Source organism: Sporosarcina ureae, assembly GCF_029267015.1.
In the GTDB taxonomy this organism is placed as follows: Bacteria; Bacillota; Bacilli; order Bacillales_A; family Planococcaceae; genus Sporosarcina; species Sporosarcina ureae_D.
In genome coordinates this window covers 1-6,313 of the sequence record NZ_JARIEA010000021.1, presented here as the reverse complement: position 1 = coordinate 6,313, position 6,313 = coordinate 1, and the positions used below count along the sequence as shown (strand labels likewise).

Here is a 6,313-nt window from a genome sequence, read left to right as displayed (position 1 = left end):
ATGAAATTCGATTGGTCGCGACGCATAAAGATGAGGTGGCGATGACGATTCAAACGATGTCGGCTACGTCGCAAGAGACGGCAGCGGCATGTGAGGAAGTTAGCGCGTCTTCGGAAGAGCAGTTACGCGCGATTCAGTCAGTGACAGAGGCTGCAGAGACGTTGACGGAGCTGAGCGAGAAGTTATCAGAGGTTATTGAACAATTTAAGGTGTAATTAGGCAGGAGGATCCGTCACTAGACGGGTCCTTTTTGTCGTTTAGTTATCATTAAGGCGAGTGTGACGCTTTAGGAACGTTGATTTCCGTTTTAGGCGGACGCTTTCCTGCGGGCATGGCTTGAGCCTCCTCGTCCGCTTCGCTACCTGCGGGGTCTCAAGGCTCATGCTATTCCCGCAGGAGTCGCCCGTCTTCCGCTCCAATCCCTACGTATAAACCTATCAAGCAATGTAATGTCATTAAAATTAGTATATTTTTAAGAAATATTACGCTGATCGCCTAAATTGAGGATCAAACCGTGCATTGACAGTTTGTTAGTTTGTAACGTGCTTGGCGATGACTACTTTTTGGATTTCGCTTGTGCCTTCGTAGATTTGGCATACTTTGGCGTCGCGGAAGTAGCGTTCTACTGGGTAGTCTTTGGTGTAGCCGTAGCCGCCGAATACTTGGACGGCTTCTATGGAGTTGTCTACGGCTGCTTGGGATGCGAATAGTTTGGCCATGGAGGCTTCTTTGCCGCATGGTTTGCCTTCTGTTCGTAGCCATGCTGCGCGGTAGACTAGTAGTCGGGCCGCTTCTGTTGCGGTTGCCATGTCGGCTAGTTTGAATCCAATGCCTTGGTTGGCGGCGATTGGTTTGCCGAATTGTTCGCGTTCTTTTGCGTAATCTACAGCGGCTTCTAGTGAGGCTTCTGCTATGCCTAGTGCTTGGGCAGCGATTCCGATTCGGCCTACGTCGAGGTTGGCCATGGCAATTTTGAAGCCACCTTCTTCTTCACCGAGTCTATTTTCAACAGGTACTTTCATATTGTCGAAGCTCAGCGCGACGGTACGCGAGCCATGTAGACCCATTTTCTTTTCGTCTTTGCCAATCGATAATCCCGGGGTATCTCGGTCGACGATGAATGCGGTGATGCCGTACGTTCCTTTTTCAGGAGCAGTGTTTGCAAAGACGATGTAAACATCTGCTTCTCCACCGTTTGTAATGAACATTTTAGAGCCGTTGATGACGTAATGGTCGTCGACTCGCTTCGCTTTTGTTTTCAATGAACCTGCGTCTGACCCAGAAGATGCTTCTGTCAGGCAGAATGCACCAAGGTATTCCCCTGATGCCATCTTCGGCAAGTAGCGGTTCTTTTGTTCTTCCGTACCGAAGTAGAGGATTGGATTCATTCCGACAGAAGTATGGACTGATAACACGACGCCCATGACGGCGCTGACTTTCGATAGTTCGTGAATCGCGATGATATATGACAGGAAGTCCATCTCTGAACCTCCATATTGTTCAGGCGCTGTAATTCCCATCAATCCAAGCTCGCCCATTTTCTCTAGTAGTTCACGTGGAAACTCCCCATCTTCCATCCGAGGAATCCAAGGTTCGATCTCATTCTTTGCGAAATCACGAACCATTTGTCGCATCATTTGTTGTTCTTCTGTTAATGTAAAGTCCATCCTTCTCACCTCTTGCTTTCAGCTTAATCAATTTATTCGTAGATATAGAAACCGCGACCTGTTTTCTTACCGTACCAGCCTGCTTTCACGTATTTACGCAATAATGGACATGGTCGGTATTTTGAATCGCCGAATCCTTCATACAGTGTTTCCATAATGTAGAGACATGTGTCGAGTCCTATGAAATCTGCCAGCTGCAGGGGTCCCATCGGATGATTCATTCCCATTTTCATGACATCGTCAATCGCTTCTTTCGTTGCGACGCCTTCATATAATGTAAAGATCGCCTCGTTAATCATTGGCATCAGCACACGGTTTGCAACAAATCCAGGTGCGTCATTCACTTCTACTGGTGTTTTATTGAGCTTTTTCGTCATGTCTTCGACCGCTTGATAGACATCATCATCTGTTGCGAGTCCTCGGATGACTTCTACGAGCTTCATGACCGGTACCGGATTCATGAAGTGCATGCCGATTACTTTACCTGGGCGTTTAGTTGCTGCACCAATTTCCGTGATCGGCAACGAAGATGTATTCGTTGCAAGGATTGTATGCTCCGGCGTAATTTCATCCAGTTCTGCAAAGATCTTTGATTTAATCGCCATATTTTCAACTGCCGCTTCGATGACGATGTCGGCATTTTTGGCATTTTGCATATCCGTCGATTTCGTGAAACGGCCTAGAACTGTTTCTTTTTCTTCTTCTGTCATACGACCTTTTTCCACATTGCGTTCTAAGTTCTTCGTGATGACCTTAAAACCACGATCATACGCTTCTTCACTTAGATCATGAAGAGTCACTTGATAGCCTGCTTGTGCACAGACCTGGGCGATTCCTCCACCCATTTGTCCTGCACCGATTACGAATACATGTTCAATTGTCATTTGGAATCCCCCAATCAGTTAGTTTTAGGTACTTCGATCATGATGGCATCGCCTTGGCCGCCACCTGAACAGATTGCAGCGATACCGATCCCGCCACCACGACGTTTTAATTCATTCGCTAGTGTAAGCACAACACGCGCTCCACTTGCACCAATTGGGTGTCCTAGTGCGACTGCTCCACCATTGACGTTAACTTTTTCTTCATCGAGCCCAGCAATTTGTGAGCTAGCAAGCGCAACAACTGCGAATGCTTCATTGATTTCGTATAGATCGATTTCGTCTGCAGTTTTACCTGTTTTCTCAAGTAATGCCTTGATGACGTGACCTGGTGTTTCAGGGAAACGTTCAGGTTCGATCGCGACTTCTGCGTGCTCGAGGATGACCGCAAGTGGTTCTTTGCCTTGCTTTTTCGCTTCTTCTTCATTCATCAAGACAACCGCACACGCTCCGTCATTGATGCCTGGTGCGTTTCCTGCTGTGACACTGCCTTCCTTACCGAAAGCCGGACGCAATTTAGCTAGCGCTTCAAGCGAGCTACCTCTACGTGGACCTTCGTCTTCCGTTACAACGATCGGATCGCCTTTACGTTGTGGAATGCTGACTCCAACGATTTCTTCTGCGAATAATCCATTATCGATTGCTGCAAGCGCACGTTCATGGCTGCGTAGCGACCATTTATCCTGCGTTTCACGGCTCACAGAGAAGTCGTTTGCTGTGCTGTTTCCGTATGTGCCCATGTGGACATTGCCTTCGGAGAATGAACATGTCAGTCCATCATAGATCATGCCATCTACCAATGTGCTATCGCCCATTTTCAAACCTGAACGGACATTTGCATAATACGGTGCATTGGTCATAGATTCCATACCGCCTGCGACGATTGTCGTCTCATCGCCAAGACGGATGAGCTGATCACCAAGTGTGATACTGCGCATGCCTGAAGCACATACTTTGTTAATGGTTTCTGTTTTAACGCCGTATGGAATACCGCCTTTGACAGCTGCTTGACGGGAAGGGATTTGACCTTGACCTGCTTGCAATACAGTTCCCATGATGACCTCGTCTACTTGATCGCCTTGTACTCCAGCGCGTGAAAGCGCTTCCTTTATAGCGATACCACCAAGATCACTTGCTGTTTGGGACTGCAATGCACCGCTTAGTTTTCCAAATGGTGTTCTAGCACCTTGTAAGATTACTGTTCTCATTTTCAAATTCCCCCTATTTTGTGTACTGACTGAACGCTCGCTCGATATTTGTCTAATAAAGAAGAGGGCACGAAGACCCTCTCATTTATCTATTCACTTGCATGTTAGCGTTTTAGATACTCTTAATTGTACGGTATTTACACGGTATTCGCAATAATTTCAATCTTGTTTTCCATCGTCGTTTTTCGGTGCTTCATCCTCTGTTTCAACCGTTACAGCCAATTCAGGCTCTGCAAGCACTTCTTCTTGTACAACTACTTCTTCCTCTACTACAGGTTCTTCTACTTCAGGTTCGGTCACTGTTTCGTGTTCTCCAAAAATAGAGCGTTCTAATAGTTCGGCGATATCGTATGTGCCGACTTGATCTTCGACTTCTACTGCTTTCGTTCCGTCGGATAGCATCGTCAAGCAATACGGACATCCAGAGGAGATAATTCCTGGGCTGACTTCAAGCGCTTGTTCAGTACGCGCAACGTTAACGCGCTGCCCTGTATCTTCTTCCATCCACATCATTCCGCCACCAGCTCCACAACACATACCGTCTTCACGGTTACGTTCCATTTCAATGAGCGTGACGCCTGGAATCGCTTTAAGTATTTCTCTCGGCTGATCATAGACATCGTTGTAGCGTCCTAAGTAACAAGAATCGTGGAATGTGATCACTTCATCGATTGCATGTTTCGGTACTAGTTTGCCTGCCATCACTAGTTCATGAAGCAACTCGGTATGGTGTTTCACGATGACTTGCAGACCGAAGTCAGGGTATTCATTTTTGAAAATATTGTATGCGTGCGGATCAATTGTAACAATTTTTGAGACGTTCGCTTTTTCGAATTCTGCGATATTGGCTGTAGCAAGCTCTTGGAATAAGAATTCATTTCCGAGACGACGTGGTGTGTCTCCAGAGTTCTTCTCTTTGTTTCCAAGAATCGCGAAGCTTACCCCTGCTTCATTCAATAAATGTGCGAACGATAGAGCGATTTTTTGTGAACGGTTATCAAATGCTCCCATGGAACCTACCCATAGTAAGTATTCAAAGTCTTCTCCAGCTTTTTTCGCCTCTTTCACTGTTGGGATGTGCAAGTCTGGACGTGCATCTCTCCAGTTTTCTTTCTCTTTTCGGTTAAGGCCCCATGGATTACCTTGGCGTTCGATGTTTGTCATCGCGCGCTGTGCATCCGGGTTCATCTTCCCTTCCGTCATAACAAGATAACGGCGAAGGTCGATAATTTTATCTACGTGTTCATTCATAACCGGACACTGGTCTTCACAGTTACGGCACGTTGTACATGCCCAAATCTCTTCTTCTGTGATGACATCGCCGATCAATGAAGGATTGTATAGTTCGTCCATTGTCATTCCTTCTGCCGTAGCAGCGAGTGCCAATTGATTTCCTTGTGAGTTTTTAAACATGAGTTGAGGTACCCACGGCTGTTGCTTCGTCATGATAGCTCCTGTGTTTGTCAGGTGGTCACGAAGTTTCGTGATCAAGTCCATCGGTGACAGCATTTTACCTGTACCTGTTGCCGGACACATATTCGTACAGCGTCCACATTCTACACATGCATAGAAGTCGATCATTTGCGCTTGCGTGAAGTCGGTGATCTTACCAACACCTAGTGGTGGCATGTCCTCTTCGTCTTCAATTTCTTCCAACGCTTCAAAATCGATAGGCTTCAAACGACCTGCGTGATCCAAGCGATGGAAATACACGTTTGCTGGACCTGCGATCAAGTGCGCGTGCTTGGATTGTGGCACATACACTAAGAACGTTAGCAATGTCAGTAAGTGTACCCACCAACCAATAAAGAATATCGTGACGGCTACGCCTGTAGGTACTCCGCTGAACACCGTTGCGATGATTGACGCCATTGGCTCTGTCCATGTCGTGCCTTCATTGTGCCAAATCATGTTCGCGCCGTTTGCGACTAGTGTGGATAGCATCAGTAGTCCGATGAAAATAAGAACTAGACCTGATTTCCAACCACGTTTTAGACGAACGAGCTTTTCCATGTAACGACGGTAGAATGCCCATACAACCGCTACTAGGATGACGAATACGACAATCTCTTGGAAGAATGTAAATGCTGGATACAACGGGCCTAGTGGCAGATGTGATCCGGGCTTTAATCCTTTCCAGATCAGGTCGATGGCGCCAAATTGTACGAGTAGGAAGCCATAGAAGAACATGACATGAATAGCTCCACTCTTTTTATCTTTCAATAGTTTCTTTTGTCCAAATACATAGACCCAGATTTTTTTCAAACGCGCTTTGATGTCGTTGTCGAATTCTTCTTTTCTCCCCAGTCGAATGAATTCGTATCGGGTTTTTAATAGATATAGGAATAGACCGAAGCCGTATACGACGACTGCTACAAATAATATCCAGTTTGCGATGAGTAGTGTGTTCATCTCTTTCTCCCCTTCCTTTGCTTCTCTGTAAAACCCCTAATGAGAAACCGCTTTCAATTATATTCTATGTATAGTGTAATAATGAATGATCATTCAGTCAACAGTTTTTCGAAATTTTATTTTTCTTTGAGTAGGTTGACTTTTC

The 6,313-nt window shown here is 46.0% G+C and carries 4 protein-coding genes and 1 pseudogene; 1 reads left to right on the top strand and 4 read right to left on the bottom strand.

The window, feature by feature from the left end:
• A pseudogene (locus Q7P97_RS03430) lies at positions 1-215 on the top strand (methyl-accepting chemotaxis protein); the annotation flags it as partial.
• A gap of 315 nt (positions 216-530) precedes the next feature.
• Here the strand turns inward: Q7P97_RS03430 and Q7P97_RS03425 are convergent.
• From Q7P97_RS03425 to Q7P97_RS03410, 4 genes are all read right to left on the bottom strand, one after another.
• Positions 531-1,667 (bottom strand): acyl-CoA dehydrogenase, encoded by a 1,137-nt coding sequence (locus Q7P97_RS03425; protein ID WP_303966608.1) that lies wholly within the window; start codon positions 1,665-1,667, stop codon positions 531-533.
• 32 nt (positions 1,668-1,699) lie between these two features.
• Positions 1,700-2,551, bottom strand: coding sequence for a 3-hydroxybutyryl-CoA dehydrogenase (locus Q7P97_RS03420; RefSeq protein WP_303966607.1), 852 nt, complete (start codon positions 2,549-2,551; stop codon positions 1,700-1,702).
• Positions 2,552-2,565: 14 nt separating this feature from the next.
• A complete protein-coding gene (locus tag Q7P97_RS03415; RefSeq protein ID WP_303966604.1) occupies positions 2,566-3,756 on the bottom strand; it encodes an acetyl-CoA C-acetyltransferase in 1,191 nt (396 codons plus the stop codon).
• A gap of 159 nt (positions 3,757-3,915) precedes the next feature.
• Positions 3,916-6,168 (bottom strand): (Fe-S)-binding protein, encoded by a 2,253-nt coding sequence (locus Q7P97_RS03410; protein ID WP_303966601.1) that lies wholly within the window; start codon positions 6,166-6,168, stop codon positions 3,916-3,918.
• Positions 6,169-6,313: the final 145 nt, after the last annotated feature.